This is a genomic window from Exiguobacterium sp. UBA7533 (assembly GCF_002479335.1).
Classification (GTDB): domain Bacteria; phylum Bacillota; class Bacilli; order Exiguobacteriales; family Exiguobacteriaceae; genus Exiguobacterium_A.
Map to the genome: position 1 here is coordinate 188,067 of NZ_DLMP01000005.1, position 14,272 is coordinate 202,338.

A 14,272-nucleotide genomic window follows, 5' to 3' on the forward strand; every position below is an offset into this window, starting at 1 on the left:
GGTTCCTACCTGAGTACGTCGGCTTTTTAAAGACGGAACAGCTAAGTCATCTATTGATGCAGTGGCGAGACGGGATGACGTTGACGACAGCCTTAAGACAGGCGACAAGTGAGCAACGGATTCAGCTGTGGCAAGCGTTCGGAACGTATCTTTTCCAGTTTCATCAACGCATGACAGGGGGAACGTCACAGGAATGGTTAACGGAACGACTCATGACAGCGGAACGTTATGTCACATCTGTTTGGACGTCCGGCACGATGGATTTACTGAAACAACTAAAGTCCTCCTGTCCGGAGCCGATAACTGCCAGTTGGATTCATGGCGACTGTACGACAGACAATCTGTTGGTCGCGACGGACGGAAAGCTCTCGTTCGTTGATGTCGGAGCGATGAGACCGGGCGATCGGCGGTATGATATCGCTCTCGCCATCAGTCCAATCATCAATGATCCGGTATCACTCGATGCCTTTTATGAAGGCTATCGCTTTGAGCGACTAACTACACGAGAATTTGATTATTACAAACACGGACTGTATTCCTTTTTCTAAAAAGCCGCTGCAAAGGAGAAAAAAGATGAATCTCATGCTAATCGGAGGCGGTCAACTGGTTGCTCCGTCTCATCAATTCATCAATCGGCATGTCGTTCAACTGACGAAACACGCACCACATATCGTCTTCCTGCCGACGGCAAGTCGAGATGAATTGCTATACCAACAACAATTTCGAGATACATATGAAGCAATTGGAGCGATTGTCTCGATCGTCACGCTGTTTGACGACGAACAATCCATGGAGACGCAACGACGACTAATAGAAAATGCCGACATTCTTTATGTCGGTGGTGGCAATTATCCGTTACTCGTCAAGACTTTTGCTGTAAAAGGCATGGATGTATTGCTTGAACAAGCCATCAAGCGTGGAAAGTGGTACGTCGGTGTCAGCGCTGGAGCGATCTATGCGATGGAATACGGAATCCGAACGAGTGAGGGCGGAACGGGCTATTGCCTGGATTCGGGGCAAGGTTGGCTGAACGGTTGCCTTTGTCCGCACTTGAACCAGAAAAAACGGGCAGCCCGTTTTCAGGAATACCTGCCTCAAATGAATTATGCGATCGGATTACCTGACGATACGGTCTATATTCAATCTGAGACAGATCACTATCGATTAGGAGAAGGGCACGTGCTTTGTTTTAAATGATGATAAACGCTTCGAACATCTAGATTGTTTATCATCATTTAAAGTGAATCAAAACAGTTGACGAACAAAAATTGAGATGGTATATTTATCTCGAATTAAAGATATACGAATTAAAGATACAAAAGAGGTGAACGAAATGACGCGACCGAATCCGAACTTGAAAGCATTGACAGTCATGGTGCGCGCAGTCGATGCGTTACATGAAGTCATCAAGAAGGACGTTGCGCAGTGGGGACTGAACCCGACGGATTTTTCGGTTCTTGAGTTGCTGTTTCACAGGGGCAGGCAACCGATTCAATTGATTGGGAAAAAAGTCTTGATTACGAGCAGTAGCATCACCTATGTCATCGATAAGCTCGAAAAAAAGAATTATGTCTTCCGTAAAGCATGTCCAGAAGATCGGCGCGTGACATTTGCGGAACTGACCTCTGAAGGGCACCAACTGATGGAAACGATTTTTCCAAAGCACGAGCAAGCGATTAATCAAGTATTTCAAGGGATAGCCCCGTCAGACCTCGAAGCATTCATCGAGACAGCCAAAACAATCGGCTATCAAGCAAAAAAACAATAAAATTTTTTAGACTGATATCTCGAATTCGAGATAATAACGATTAAAGGAGCGATTTTTCATGAATGAACTAAAAGGAATCCACCACGTGACGGCGATTACGAGCAGTGCAGAGAAAAACTATGACTTCTTTACGAACGTCCTAGGAATGCGATTGGTCAAGAAGACCGTCAATCAGGATGACATCCAGACGTATCACTTATTCTTCGCCGATGATAAAGGATCTGCCGGCACGGATATGACGTTCTTTGATTTCCCTGGTATTCAAAAAGGATCACACGGAACGAATGAAATCTTCAAGACGGCGTTCCGTGTTCCAACGGATGCGGCACTTGAATACTGGATTAAACGCTTTGACAAATACGACGTCAAGCACCGTGGTATCAAAGAACAATTCGGCAAGCAGACGCTCTCGTTCGTCGATTTCGATGAGCAACAATACATGTTGATCTCTGACGAGCACAATCAAGGTGTCGCTTCCGGCACACCGTGGCAAAACGGTCCGGTGCCACTCGAGTTCGCAATCACGGGACTCGGTCCAATTCACATCCGGATCGCGGAATTTAACAACTTAAAAGCGGTACTCGAACAAGCGATGTTGATGCGCGAAGTCGATCAAGCTGGTTCACTGCATTTGTTCGAGATGGGTGAAGGCGGAAATGGTGCCCAAGTCATCGTCGAGCATAACGTCGTTCTACCAAGCGGACGTCAAGGATTCGGAACGGTGCACCACGTCGCCTTCCGCGTCGAAGATACGGCTGCCTTACAGGAATGGATCGAGCGGATGCAACAGCTACGCTTCAACACGTCCGGTTACGTCGATCGCTTCTTCTTCGAATCGCTCTACGCTCGTGTCGCTCGCGGTGTCTTGTTCGAATGGGCAACAGATGGTCCTGGTTTCATGGGTGATGAGCCATACGAAACGGTCGGGGAGAAATTGTCATTACCACCATTCCTCGAGCCACAACGAGCACAGATCGAACAAATGGTCCGTCCAATCGATACGGTCCGGAGTACGCGCAACATCGAAAAAGAATATCTTTAATAGGAAAGTGAACTGACAGCATCTAAATAAGAGGAGGAAATAAAAATGGAGAAATTAAACATTGGGATCATCTTAGGATCTACACGTGAAGGACGTCTCAGCCCACAAGTCGGGAACTGGATCAAACAACTCGCGGATCAACGGGGGGATGCAAACTACACGATTCTTGATATCGCCGACTACAAATTACCGCTTCTAGGTGAAAAAGACGCGGATGCATCAGGTGCTGCTGCTTGGTCGAAGGATGTCGCAGCACAAGACGGATTCGTCTTCATCGTTCAGGAATACAACCACTCAATCGCAGCCTCACTCAAGAACGCGCTCGATTATCTACGGATCGAATGGAACAATAAAGCAGCAGGGATCGTCTCTTACGGTTCTGTCGGTGGAGCTCGGGCGGCAGAACACTTGCGTGGCATCCTCGGTGAGTTATTGATTGCCGATGTCCGTGTGCATCCGGCGTTATCCTTGTTCACGGATTTCGAGAACGGATCGGTCTTAAAAGCGGCAGCCGTTCAAGAAACATCGGTCAACCAAATGCTCGATCAAGTCATTCCGTGGGCAACGGCGTTAAAAACAATTCGCTAAATCGTGATTGATCAGAAAACCCCCTCATTTCAGCGAAATGAGGGGGTTTTCTATCGTTATCATGTACAACACGACGTGACGCGGCGCAGATCCTTTTCTTGAATGTAAAGCGTGTGTTGGCGGACTTTATAAGGAATGTCAGCCGCTTGAAGACGTTCGAGATAGTGACCCGTCGGAGCGACCGTCCATTTCACATATGTTGTTGCGGCATTCGGTGAGGCGAGACAGATGAGTAGCGAAAGCGGAAGAATCCATTTTCGAATCTTCAATCGTATACCTCCTTCATTATTTCAAATACTGTATTAATGATTTTATTGTTTAAATCAAAAACTAAAAATCACGACTCACGTCAACAAAAAATAACTGACCATCAAGCCGACCAACAGACCACTAAAAGCAAGTCGATAGACGGGTGAACGATGGGTTCCTTTATTTCGTTTGACTTGATAGACGATGAAATAGGTCACACTGGTCACCATGACGAGGATCGCCAGTGTACTGAGTAAAGTAGACATCAGCATTCCTCCTTATCGTAAGATTTTAGCTAACGCTTTTCCTTTCGCCAACTCATCGACGAGTTTGTCGAGAATCCGGATGTTACGAATGTGCGGATCCGTTAGATTTTCCACACGAATCCCGCAGATGACGCCAGTGACTAAAAGTCGGCGTTCGTTCAGGTCGGGTGCGTGCTCGAAAAAGGCTGCGACAGTTTGGGTTTGTATGGCTTGTTCAAGAGTTGATTGCGTGTGTCCGGTCAACCAGAACAGCACGTCATCAAGCTCGTCTTGCGTCCGTTGCTTGCGCTCGACTTTTTGACGGTATACCTGATACAGCTGCTGCATCGGCATTTGAAATACTTTTTCGTAACTCATCTGAATCGCCTCCTTTCATGGTAACATATGGGAAAAGGTCTTGTTTCAAGGATTTTAAGTCGGTTTGGAGGTGCAGGATGAAATGAGACGTCGAATCATTGGAATGACTTTCATGACGTGCCTAGTACTATTTTTAGGCGTCGTAGGTGTAAAACTATCGTATCAGGCATTGATCGATCCACCGATTGATCAATCGACAGGAAACTGGGTACGTGTTCCGAGTACGATTTTACCGACTAAAAAGGTCATCTATGCGAAAAAAGAGCAAATCATCGAACAACTGGATTCTTCAAAAAGCGGGCACGAAGAATATCGGAAGGAACCTAAAAAGAAAAAACCGATTGAGCTTGGACGAGGCTTCTTGACGGATGCGATCAATCAAATCGCTCGTGTGACTCCTTGGATTGTCGCTTTAGTGATCATCTTCTATCTGTATCGTCGACAACGATTCAACCGCATGCAGTGGTCATTTCCACCAAGGCATCAACCAAAACGAACCGCTCTATCGCTAACGCTAACGCCTGAAGTCCAGTCCTCATCAGAAGACAGTATTCTTGATTCAAAAATTCGTGAAGCAGTGCGCGCGTTCAATCGGTCACTTGCTCCAGCGCAACAGCGACGGACACATGAGACGCTGACGGAGTGGTTAACACGTTTAGAGGTCACGGTTCCGTATGAGATCTATCAGCTCGTTCGGTATGCCGACGTGGCAGAACAGACACTTGATCCTTCTCGACGGACTGTTTTCCTTGAACAGCTTAAGCAAAATCAGACACGGCTCGTGTAATCAGCCGTGTCTTTTTTAGTGTCCGCGATATTTATTGAGAGCGAGCATGTTCAACAGGAATAAGGCGGCTCCGTAGAGAAATAATCCGAGCCAGTACGGCCAGATGCTTGACCAACCGTTGCCGTAGACGAGTACCTCTTTAATCGCACTCGCTCCGTAGAAAATCGGGGTGATATATCCGATGTTACCGAGTCCGTACGGGATTAAATCGAGCGGAATCAAACCGGAGAAGAAGATCTGCGGAATGATCGTAAAAGGAATCAACTGGACGACTTGTAATTCAGACTGGGCAAAGATCGAAATCGTTGCCCCGAACAAGACCGCGACGACGGCAAGTCCAAGCATCGTCAGGAAGACCCAGATGATCGAACCTTCAGACGGTAAGTCAAGAACGGTCGTCGCGTACAGGACGACAAGAATCGCCTGGATCGAGGCGAAGACGCTATAACCGAGCGTATAGCCGAAGATGACGTCGGTTTGGCGAATCGGTGTCATCATCAACCGCTCGAGCGTGCCGCCACTGCGTTCTTTGACGAGTGCCATTGCTGACAAGATAAAGACGAAGAAGAATGAGAACAGCGATAAAAAGACGAAGCCAAGCGCATCAAAGGTCGATTGATCGACATCACCATAGAGATAGTTCGTCTCAAGTTGCATCGTCGGTTGCAGGGATGCCAGTCCAGCTTGAATCTCGCGTAGTGCTTTGGAACTTTTCGTCGAAGGTTCGCGGAGGTTCAACGCTAGCTGACTGTCTTCCATGTCTAAGACGACGTCGACCGTTTCATGATTCTTGAGATAGGCGTCAGCATCGCTGCCGTTATACGTTTTAATCGACAGATCCTGTTTTTCAATCGCTTGTGAGACCGGAGCCGGTACATCTTGACTGATGGCGACGACAGGCGTGTAGTCATCGTTTCCAAGTAGGAAATAGATCAAGGTGAAGATTAATAACGGAGCAAGTAAAATGAGTCCGACGCTTCGTTTATCGTTCAACGTTTGACGGATGACCCGTAGTGCGAGTTGCCACATCACGTCACGTCCTTTCCAGCGAGCAGGAACAGTTCCTCGACCTGACCGTTTTCAGTCTGTGCGAGCAAACGGTCGAGCGGATCGTAGGCGATGATTCGACCGTTATAAATCAATGCTGCCCGGTCACATTCATTGATTTCGTCCATGACATGGGTCGAGACGACGATCGTCGTACCTTGCGCACGAATCGCTTGGAATTGATTCCAAATCTGGCGGCGTAACACGGGATCAATCCCGACGGTCGGCTCATCCAGGAATAAGACGGTCGGACGATGCAAGATTGAGATGGCGAGGGACAATCGTTTCTTCATCCCGCCGGAATAATGGCGAACGAGCTTTTTTTGATCATTCGTTAAATCGACGAGTGTCAAGACCTCCTCGATGCGTTTTGCTAAATCCTGACGGGACATGTTGTATAAGGAACCGAAAAAATGCAGGTTCGCAAGCCCCGATAAATCCTCATACAAAGCATCGTTTTGTGGCATGAAACCAATCTGCGATAACATCTTGAAGCTTGGCATCGAAGTGTCACCAATCTGAATCGAACCTGCGTCTGCCTGGATCGCACCAATCATCAAACGAATCAGTGTCGTCTTACCAGAACCTGACGGACCGAGCAAGCCACAAATCTCACCGGACGGAATCAAAAGATCAATCTGTTGGAGGACAGTCTGCTGATGAAACGATTTCGATACACCGTGTAGTCGTAAATCCATCGTATTCTCCCTCCTTTTATAAAATAATTATTGAACAACGTGTTGATTAATTTCATTATAAAAGGGAGAGAAACTGGGAGCAATGACCAGTTGACGTCCATCTGTCGCTTAAGCGACACATTCCGACAAACTGTTGAAGAAAGAGGCGATATTGATGAAAAAACAGGATTTACGCATCATTCGGACTGACCGCAGAATACGCGAAACGTTCCTTCAGTTGATCGACGAAGTCGGCTTTGACGCCGTGACGATCAAGTTATTGACGGAACGCGCTGAAGTCAACCGCGGGACATTCTACCATCATTACGCGGATAAATACGAACTGCTCGAACGGATGACGAATGAGATCTTTGAAAAGATCGAAGCGACATTCGAACGGGAGATTCCCTTTGTCCTAATCAACAAAACGGAGGACTCTCCGTACCGGCGAATCATTCCGTTTTTGATCTTTCTCTATGAGAATCGGACGCTGATGCGAATCTTGCTCAGTCCGACGAGTGACGGGATGTTTCGGAAGCGCGTCCGTGATTACATGCAACAGATTCTTTTTTCAGGGTTACACGAACAGGGGGAACGACTCGTTCCAGAAGACTATCTCATCGCCTATCTTTCTGCTGCCCATCTCGGTGTCATTGAATCGTGGTTGAGTCATCCTAATGAGACGACCCCGGAAGAGATTGCCCGGATCATCTTTACGATTTCGATGGAAGGACCGTTTCGAGCGGCAGGGTTCCGGCGATGAACTTACAGGAAGTATTAGCCTATATCGTCAAGGCATTACAACAAGAGCAAATTCGCTTCGGCATCGGTGGTTCATTGCTGCTAGCACATCATGGACTGCCTGTCACTCCGTTCGACATCGATCTCGTCGTCGCACTAGAAGACGCCGAACGGGCAGTCCTATTGTTATCTGAGATGGGAACTGTCGTTGAACAAGACGAGACGTCACTCTATGCAACGGAAGTATTCCAAGAATTTATGATCGAAGGAATCGATCTTGATCTGATGAGCGGACTTCAGGTTCGTCATGACGAGGGCGTGTTCGTCTATCCGTTTGATGAACAATCGATCGATTCAGCTGGACGTCCGTTCATGGCACTCGTCGATTGGTACGTCATCTATCAACTGATTCCAGAGCGGGAACAAAAGGTCACGATGATTGAAGACGTATTTACAAAACGGGAAGTGGACCGTAAGCGTCTCGAACAGCTGAGAAGCCTCGTTCTTCCGCAAGTAGTAAAGAAGCGAATCAATCAGTGGCTGAAATGACATACAGGTCGTCGAGTAAGACGACCTCATTTGTTGCCGGTAAATAAGCGTGGTTCGAGTCAAGCAAACCACAGAGAACATAGTGGTCAAGTGCCCGCTCGAAGACATAATACGGTTTCAATGTCAGGTAAGGCATGAGTGCGTGACGTATGACTTCTTCGGGAACGCTATTTGGCAATCCTTGTGTCGAATCATGAAAGAGGTCAATAAATGCTTCGTTATCAACGATTAGGCTGACTTCAAAAGTATCTTCCATCAGAAGAATCGTCAAACGACGTTTGTAAGCGAGATTTATGTCGTCACGAGTCCGGCGTACTACTACGTTAATGAATGGAAAATCCCGATGGATTTCTTGAATCGTCCACGCTCCGGACTCCTCAGGATATTCCGCAGCGATGAGATCTACAGCAATCGACTGACATGTTTCCAGCATCCCGTCAGTCAACGGTCGGTAATCCGGATGTGGCGTTTGAGCTTCGGCATCGAGTGCCGTGACGGTGTCTCGCCGCTTAATCAATTTGCGCGTATAGGAGAACGTGGACGGTTTGTCCCATGTCACGATCTCGTTCATGGCAACGGACGAAGTTTCGGGATTACTTAGAGGATACGTGCGCAAGCCGTCTTGAGAAACAAAGATTTCTTCAATTGCATGCGCTTGTATTGGTTGTTGCTCACCAGGTAGTAAACAGAACCGTATCTGTTCTGAAATGATCGGTGTGATTTGTACAGGTGACAATGTGAACGGTTCAGTCGGATACTTGTTACTCAGCGCGGGGGTTCCATAGATACCGAAAGAATCGAGCGCTCCTTCATTCGTTAGCTCAAGCGATATGAACAGACCAGGGGAGAGGCGAATTCCGTGATGACAGCTGACATACTGATACAGGGAATCTTGATGCGTAAGGAACATGAACTGCTTCTCGAACGTCATTCCTAATTCTTGCTCAAGCCAAGCAATCCGTATGTCTGAATCACGTAAATCCTCTGGAAGAGAATGAATCGTGACAGCGCCATGTACATGAATCGAAGTTGTTCGTTTTGTAGCCGTATCGACTTGAATCTCTATCGTACAGTCTGGATAACTCTCGTCTTCAGACAAAGGACCGTGATTGATGGGGAACCAACATGTCTCAAGCGAATATTGCGTTTCACCACGAATTTTTTCACGGCGATAGAAGGTTTCATGTAAGACATAATCGTTCAGTTGATATTTGTCTTGGATATGGGAGATTAAATCTTTCGTTAATGGATGCAACTCGTTCACTCCTTTATATCTAACTTCACTTTATAGATCACGTATTAAAACGACCTCATTTGTTGCTGGTAAGTAGGCATGGTTCGAGTCAAGCAAACCACAAAGAACGTATTGACCTTTTGAGATATCGAACACATAACGCGGCGTGAGCAAAAGGTACGGACGTAATGCATTGAAAATGACATCTTGCTGATCATCCTCGAGCTCTGGTGCAGTAACAGATGCGAACACGGTATGGAGTTCCTGATCGTCGGTCAAGCTAATCCAGTCAAGCGTCTTTTCATCAAGGAGAATCGTGACGCGTCTTTGCTGATCAACACAGGACGTCGGATTCGCGCGAGATAATTTGACAGCAAGGTAAGGGTGTTGCCGGTAGATATGACGAATCATCCATTGTCCGGATTCACTAGGGTAAACGTTTTGGACGATTTCTTGAATCGCGTTTCGACAGGCGTTCACCGTCTCTTGCTGGATCGGACGAAAATCAGGATGTTCGGTCTGCATGATCACATCCTCTGCTGTCACACTTGCTGCTGATTGGAAAGGATGGCGTTTGAGAATTGAAGTTGACGGATTTGCCCACGTTAAGATGTCATTTCGATCGAGTGATGACGTGAAATCCAGTTTACTAGGCAAAAGGATAGATCCTTCTTGCGTCACGATCGTCTCGACGACAGTATGCGCGTATTGATGTCCTGGTTTTGTATAGGAGAACCGCTTTATTTGTTGTTTAGCTAGCGAGTCGATGTCCTCGAGCGTTAAAGCGAAAGGTTCCTGTTTCACATGATGATCACTCGGATGAGGGCCGTATAGGAACAACTCATCGAGTTGACCATTTTCCGTTAACGTTAAGTGAATGAAACAACCGGGAGACAGCCGAATCCCTTCGTGACAACTCACATAACTGAAAAAAGTGTCGTTTTCTTCTTTGAGCATGAAATGCGTACCATGGATCATATCGGTCTCTGATTCGATCCATGTCATCCGAGTGGTTGGATCACGTAAATCGTCAGGCACGGAATGAATCGAGTTCGGACCGTGTAAGGATAACGTCGTCGTTCGTTTCGTGACAGGGTCAATTGTAATCTGCACCGTTCCTTCAGGAAGCATCGTGCCATCCTCTTCCTCGATGACCGATGTACCACGCGGAATCCAGAACGTTTCGAAAGAGTAACCGGTTTGGTCGTTCATTTTGTTTTGCGTGTAGGACGATTCGTAGAGCACATAATCAGTTAAATGATATTTCTCGAGCATATAATCAGTCAGCTGTTTCGTTAAAGCATGCAACGTATTCACCTCTATTTCGTACGTTCAGTGTAACGTGAATCTCCTTGTGATGAAGCGGAATTGAAAATTATTACATAATTGTAAGGCTTAGAATATAGATTAATGTATTATTATAGTAAAATAAATATAAGGACCATTGAAACGTAGGAGGAAACAAAAGTGTCAGATTTTAGTCTAGCAATGAATCTTTTATTTGGGAGTGTCCATCTCATTCTTATGGCGATGGCGATCCCATCGATCATCTATGCACTCTATCTATTACGAAAAATCGCTAACAAATGATTGCAGGAACTTTTTGGTAAGAACAAGAAGACAGTTTAAGTACCCTCGCATCATCAAAAGGAGGCGGTAGCATGTCATTTTGGACATGGTTTGCAATCTTATTTGTGTTAGCGAACAGTATCTTCGTAGCTTCTCAATCGAAACGTTCCAAGAAATAACAAAAGGCGCAACTTCCGTTTACGGAATTGCGCCTTTTCGTTTATTCAGTTTTGCTTGTCGAGCCAAGCGATTGCCTCTGCCAAGTCGTCGGCGATATAGTCGACGTTTGCTTGCTCTAATCGGTCGGCGTAATCGCGGATTGAGCTCTCTCCGGCACCTGTCCGGACTAAGATTTTGATACATCCGGCACGAGCAGCTGCCACCATATCACTCCAGCGATCCCCGATGACGACACATTGCTCGAGTTGGAGATCGTGTTTTGCTTGTGCCTGCCATAATAAATTTGGTGATGGTTTGCGACAAGTGCAGCGATCTTCCGCTGCATGCGGACAAATCAGCGTATCATCAAAGCCGAAGCTCTGTAATTCTGTTCGAAAATCCTCTTCACGCGCCAATCCTTTGGAGACACCAGGTTGATTCGTAAACGCAATCAGTAAAATCCCTTGGTTACGTAAGCGTTCGATTAGCGAAGGAACGTACGGAAATAACGCAAACGTTCTAGGATAGTGGACAGTGTCATCTCCACCAATCGTCCCGTCTCGGTCAAGAAATATTGCTTGAATAGAATTCATGTGTACAACTCCTTAGTTTACGAAGCATCTTTGAGTTCTTGGTACGGTTGAACACGTGCGGCCAGTTGAGCTGGGACGAAGGCAGCGATGACACCGAACAAAATCGGTAAGGCAAGCGACACACCAATCAATAACGGTTCATTCCACGGAACAAGATTGTATAGTGTATAAATTGTCGTGTAAGCAATTAACAGTCCGACGATACCGGAAAAGAGACCGATAAGGAAACCTTCAAGGACGATCAATTGACGGATCGCGCCGTTCGTCCAGCCGAGTGCTTTTAGGACGGCAAGTGAGGCGCGGCGATCGGTGACGTTTTGCCACATGATCTCTCCCGTTGTCAATATGGCGATCGTAATTGCAACACCCATCGTCACGTAATGCATTGGACCGACTTGTAAGGCGACGAATTGACCGAGCCATGATGTATAGAGAACACCTTGTAAATGGAACGTCACGAATAAGAAGAAGGTCAAGAGAGCTGTCGGTAAAGCGATTGAGAGAACGGATAAACTATTCCGTTTCCATTTCCCGATCAGTTCCTTTAGTGCGAGTGTCACCGTCGAACGAAGTTTCAGTCCGACACGAGCGGCTTTCGCGTATTCACCGGTCTTGATCGCTTCGTACGGTGAGATGCGGCGAATCGTCCACGCCGACCAGGCGGCGCCGGCGAGGTAGATGACAAGACTGAACAGTGCGATCCAGAGAAGGCTCCAGCCGTTCATCGCTTCATTACGGACATATGAGAAGATGCTTTCGACGATCAAGGCGATTGTTGAAACGAATCCAGCGAGTATCGCCGCCTCGATCAAAACGATTTTATAGAGATCCTTCGTCCGCCAGCCAAGTGCTAGTAAGACAGCGAATTCTTTCCGGCGAGCGAGCATCGAGACATAACTCGTCGCGAGGACATAGACAATCGCGACGGCAAGCATCGCGAAGATGACGCCTGAGAAACCGACACTCGTCTCGCGGAAGATTGTCATCGCAGCACCGATGTGGATCCATGGTTGTTCAATCCAACCGAGCGTCTTGCCGTCATCGACAACCTTCGTGACGACCGGTTGAGGAGATGAACCTTTTGTGATTGTAGCGATAAGACCAGTCTCTTGTTCGATTTCCGACTTGATACGTTGTAAGGTTTTATCTGACTGTTCACCGACAGAAGAAGCACCCTTTACTTTTAACCGGATCGATGAAATCGATTGGTCGCCCATCACCTTTTGGACACTATCGATTGTCGTGAGAACGTTTGGAGAGTTCGTTAACAGACCAATTGGATTCCCGGTCGTGTTGATCGGTTGAGCAGGATTGACCGGTTCATTTTTTGAGTCAAGTACGATACTCGCAGCCGATGGTCGATAGGTCTCCATCGGTAATTCGTTCAATGGATCTTTGGACACATTGATCTTGTTCGGATCATACAAACCGACGACATTGAACGTCAGATAAGGATTCATTGACTTAAAATCAGATTGATCCGATTTTTTCATTTTTATTTCATAAGAATCTACGGTCCGGAAGCCGCGCTTCGGAAGATAAGTGGATGGTAATATAGCGTTTTTGAATGCAGTAGGTGCTGTATGCACTTCATAAGCATCCTTCCATCGTGTAGGGAACGGACTCTTCACCGTTTGATATGTCAAAGAGCCTGTCTGGGCGACGAGTTGAGCGTTAGTATATGCTTCTGCTTGCGGAAGTACCTTAGTTTTTTGACCGAGTAGAGAATCGAAATAAACGCTCTCGACTTTAGAGGCATCGACTTTAATGTCTTGGATGATCTTGCGTTTTTCTTGATCGAGAGGTTGAGGATCGTTCGATTTAGCTAGTCGTTGATAGAATGTATCACGTGCTTGTTTCGTTTTCAGATCGACGTTAACTTGTTCTAACTTGAAGTGACTATATCCCGTATTGAAGGATTTTGGATTGATCAATACCGGAATGTTGAATGCGTTAGAACTCTCCTTGCTGGCTGAGGGAACATCCTCTTGATTGAAGTAACGAAACTTCTTCTGATTCAGGATGCTCTTATCCAAACCGACGAGTTGCGCTTCCGCCTCCGGATCGATTCCGACGATAAGACTATAGGTAAAGGGTTGTACGGATGAAAAATCTTGCGGATCTTGAAGACTGATCAATCGCGTGTTTGGAGGAACGAGCGGTTCTTCAATAGTTGAAAAGTAGGCACTATCCTGTGCAATGAGTTCTTTTGTAAATCCACCAGCACCATAATGTGAATTAGTCAATCGATAAATACCAGGCTTTTTCGGAAAGTGGATTTGATTTGGAATCGAGATGCCAATATTAGCGTATCCCATGACAGCCACCGGGGCTGCGATATCAATCGCATCCATTTGCTTGATTTGTTGATATTGTTTAAACGAAATCCCACCGTTGATTCCATTGAGATAATTCGGTTCGAGTAACTTTCTCGACTCCGTCGACATCTGACTGCCTTTCGGTCGCACGACGATATCATACGCAGACGACCATTTCTTTTGTAACGTCTGTTCAACCGTTCCTTGACTGGAGTCCGTCAAGTTGAACATCAAACTGAGCCCGGCACTGATGATCAGGGCACCGACAAGCGTCAGGATGAATTTCCCGCGCTGCCGGCGCCATTGATTTAAGACAAAACGGAACATC

18 protein-coding genes are annotated in these 14,272 nt (G+C 46.6%); 9 read left to right on the top strand and 9 right to left on the bottom strand.

Annotated elements, in window-relative coordinates; all coding sequences use genetic code 11:
* The first annotated feature begins 56 nt into the window (after window positions 1–56).
* From B2U10_RS08390 to B2U10_RS08410, 5 genes are all read left to right on the top strand, one after another.
* Window positions 57–548: a phosphotransferase family protein gene (locus tag B2U10_RS08390; RefSeq protein ID WP_290786748.1), complete on the top strand. Its 492-nt coding sequence runs from the start codon at window positions 57–59 to the stop codon at window positions 546–548.
* 25 nt (window positions 549–573) lie between these two features.
* Window positions 574–1,197 (top strand): Type 1 glutamine amidotransferase-like domain-containing protein, encoded by a 624-nt coding sequence (locus B2U10_RS08395; protein WP_290786750.1) that lies wholly within the window; start codon window positions 574–576, stop codon window positions 1,195–1,197.
* 136 nt (window positions 1,198–1,333) lie between these two features.
* Entirely contained in the window at window positions 1,334–1,768 is a 435-nt protein-coding gene (locus B2U10_RS08400; protein WP_290786752.1) for a MarR family winged helix-turn-helix transcriptional regulator, read from the top strand.
* A 58-nt stretch (window positions 1,769–1,826) separates the two neighbouring features.
* Window positions 1,827–2,810, top strand: a complete 984-nt coding sequence (locus tag B2U10_RS08405; protein WP_290786754.1) for a ring-cleaving dioxygenase — start codon at window positions 1,827–1,829, stop codon at window positions 2,808–2,810.
* A gap of 45 nt (window positions 2,811–2,855) precedes the next feature.
* Window positions 2,856–3,398, top strand: a complete 543-nt coding sequence (locus B2U10_RS08410; RefSeq protein ID WP_290786756.1) for an NADPH-dependent FMN reductase — start codon at window positions 2,856–2,858, stop codon at window positions 3,396–3,398.
* Window positions 3,399–3,457: 59 nt separating this feature from the next.
* Here the strand turns inward: B2U10_RS08410 and B2U10_RS08415 are convergent, their stop codons facing one another.
* The 3 genes from B2U10_RS08415 to B2U10_RS08425 all read right to left on the bottom strand — a co-directional run bounded on the left by B2U10_RS08415 (window position 3,458) and on the right by B2U10_RS08425 (window position 4,270).
* Window positions 3,458–3,667 carry a hypothetical protein gene (locus B2U10_RS08415; protein ID WP_290786758.1) on the bottom strand — a complete coding sequence of 70 codons (210 nt, stop codon included), beginning with the start codon at window positions 3,665–3,667 and terminating at the stop codon, window positions 3,458–3,460.
* A gap of 75 nt (window positions 3,668–3,742) precedes the next feature.
* Complete coding sequence (locus B2U10_RS08420; protein WP_023468416.1) at window positions 3,743–3,913, bottom strand: hypothetical protein; 171 nt, start codon at window positions 3,911–3,913, stop codon at window positions 3,743–3,745.
* Between the two features lie 12 nt (window positions 3,914–3,925).
* Window positions 3,926–4,270 carry a DUF2200 domain-containing protein gene (locus B2U10_RS08425; RefSeq protein ID WP_290774776.1) on the bottom strand — a complete coding sequence of 115 codons (345 nt, stop codon included), beginning with the start codon at window positions 4,268–4,270 and terminating at the stop codon, window positions 3,926–3,928.
* Between the two features lie 82 nt (window positions 4,271–4,352).
* Here B2U10_RS08425 and B2U10_RS08430 point away from each other — a divergent pair, with 82 nt between their 5' ends.
* Window positions 4,353–5,057: a hypothetical protein gene (locus B2U10_RS08430; protein WP_290786760.1), complete on the top strand. Its 705-nt coding sequence runs from the start codon at window positions 4,353–4,355 to the stop codon at window positions 5,055–5,057.
* A gap of 15 nt (window positions 5,058–5,072) precedes the next feature.
* Here B2U10_RS08430 and B2U10_RS08435 read toward each other — a convergent pair whose 3' ends face one another.
* Both B2U10_RS08435 and B2U10_RS08440 read right to left on the bottom strand, forming a co-directional pair.
* Window positions 5,073–6,086 (bottom strand): ABC transporter permease, encoded by a 1,014-nt coding sequence (locus B2U10_RS08435; protein WP_290786762.1) that lies wholly within the window; start codon window positions 6,084–6,086, stop codon window positions 5,073–5,075.
* A complete protein-coding gene (locus B2U10_RS08440) occupies window positions 6,086–6,802 on the bottom strand; it encodes an ABC transporter ATP-binding protein (protein WP_290786765.1) in 717 nt (238 codons plus the stop codon). Before B2U10_RS08440 ends, B2U10_RS08435 begins: the two co-directional genes overlap by 1 nt.
* A gap of 154 nt (window positions 6,803–6,956) precedes the next feature.
* Between B2U10_RS08440 and B2U10_RS08445 the strand changes: the two genes are divergently transcribed.
* Both B2U10_RS08445 and B2U10_RS08450 read left to right on the top strand, forming a co-directional pair.
* On the top strand, window positions 6,957–7,544 hold the full coding sequence (locus B2U10_RS08445) for a TetR/AcrR family transcriptional regulator (protein WP_290786768.1): 588 nt from the start codon (window positions 6,957–6,959) through the stop codon (window positions 7,542–7,544).
* On the top strand, window positions 7,541–8,071 hold the full coding sequence (locus B2U10_RS08450; RefSeq protein WP_290786771.1) for a hypothetical protein: 531 nt from the start codon (window positions 7,541–7,543) through the stop codon (window positions 8,069–8,071). Before B2U10_RS08445 ends, B2U10_RS08450 begins: the two co-directional genes overlap by 4 nt.
* On the opposite strand, the gene B2U10_RS08455 is transcribed toward B2U10_RS08450, so the two are convergent.
* Window positions 8,052–9,326 (bottom strand): hypothetical protein, encoded by a 1,275-nt coding sequence (locus B2U10_RS08455; RefSeq protein ID WP_290786774.1) that lies wholly within the window; start codon window positions 9,324–9,326, stop codon window positions 8,052–8,054. The genes B2U10_RS08450 and B2U10_RS08455 overlap by 20 nt on opposite strands.
* 30 nt (window positions 9,327–9,356) lie before the next feature.
* The gene (locus B2U10_RS08460; RefSeq protein ID WP_290786778.1) at window positions 9,357–10,613 is read right to left on the bottom strand and encodes a hypothetical protein; all 1,257 of its coding nucleotides are present in this window, start codon (window positions 10,611–10,613) and stop codon (window positions 9,357–9,359) included.
* Window positions 10,614–10,772: 159 nt separating this feature from the next.
* Here B2U10_RS08460 and B2U10_RS08465 point away from each other — a divergent pair, with 159 nt between their 5' ends.
* Window positions 10,773–10,895, top strand: coding sequence for a hypothetical protein (locus B2U10_RS08465; protein WP_255344362.1), 123 nt, complete (start codon window positions 10,773–10,775; stop codon window positions 10,893–10,895).
* Window positions 10,896–11,098: 203 nt separating this feature from the next.
* Here the strand turns inward: B2U10_RS08465 and B2U10_RS08470 are convergent, their stop codons facing one another.
* Both B2U10_RS08470 and B2U10_RS08475 read right to left on the bottom strand, forming a co-directional pair.
* The gene (locus B2U10_RS08470) at window positions 11,099–11,626 is read right to left on the bottom strand and encodes an HAD-IIIA family hydrolase (RefSeq protein WP_290786781.1); all 528 of its coding nucleotides are present in this window, start codon (window positions 11,624–11,626) and stop codon (window positions 11,099–11,101) included.
* Between the two features lie 17 nt (window positions 11,627–11,643).
* Complete coding sequence (locus B2U10_RS08475) at window positions 11,644–14,271, bottom strand: ABC transporter permease (protein ID WP_290786784.1); 2,628 nt, start codon at window positions 14,269–14,271, stop codon at window positions 11,644–11,646.
* Window position 14,272 lies beyond the last annotated feature (1 nt).